This window comes from Methylophaga sp. UBA5088 (assembly GCF_002414625.1).
GTDB lineage: Bacteria > Pseudomonadota > Gammaproteobacteria > Nitrosococcales > Methylophagaceae > Methylophaga > Methylophaga marina.
The window spans coordinates 35,080-35,662 of sequence record NZ_DIAC01000112.1; the positions used below are offsets into that span (position 1 = coordinate 35,080).

Annotated in this window: 2 protein-coding genes; both read right to left on the bottom strand. The window is 40.8% G+C overall.

Features of this window, described 5'->3' with window-relative positions; genetic code table 11:
- Window positions 1–187 (bottom strand): DUF1294 domain-containing protein (locus B4K20_RS14350; RefSeq protein WP_289283421.1); only part of this gene is annotated, 187 nt, incomplete at its 3' end.
- Window positions 188–226: 39 nt separating this feature from the next.
- Window positions 227–481 (bottom strand): cold-shock protein, encoded by a 255-nt coding sequence (locus tag B4K20_RS14355; RefSeq protein WP_289283422.1) that lies wholly within the window; start codon window positions 479–481, stop codon window positions 227–229.
- Window positions 482–583 lie beyond the last annotated feature (102 nt).

Below are 583 nucleotides of genomic sequence, written 5' to 3' on the forward strand. Positions count from 1 at the left end.
GACCAAGAATAGCTCCGGGCCAGCCACCAACCAAAGCCAATAAATGCAATGTGTTTTCTTGCGTTCGCCAGCGTCCATTTTCAGCCGCTGACTTATCAATAGCATAAGCGATAAAGGTAATGACACTCATCACGAGATAAACAAGTGGAATAGCTAAAGGCAACTTTCCTGTTAAAACTGATATCACGAGTCCAATACTAAAAAGTAGTATTAAAACGCCACCAAATTATCGGTTTTTCTTGCTAGCTTGTGGTTTGTTTTTTTGTCTTGAATCACGAGCAAAACGAATATTTTCAGCTCGATAGCGCTTGTCTTTATCTTGCAATAAATCATAGATGATAACGTCACCATTGATTGGTCGGCGTGTTCTGGGGTTAAAAGCTTTGATATGAACAAAGGCGCGTTCTCCGCCGCCATTGGGTTCAACAAAACCAAAGCCTTTATCATCATTCCAGTTTGAGATTTTGCCTTGAAACTTCATTTTCTTCCTTGAATTCTTGGGTGTCGATACTAAGTTGGGTTGAGTAACGAAACCTAACGGATAGTTTCTTATTTTAAATCACACGCTGCCGCGAGGCGTTCA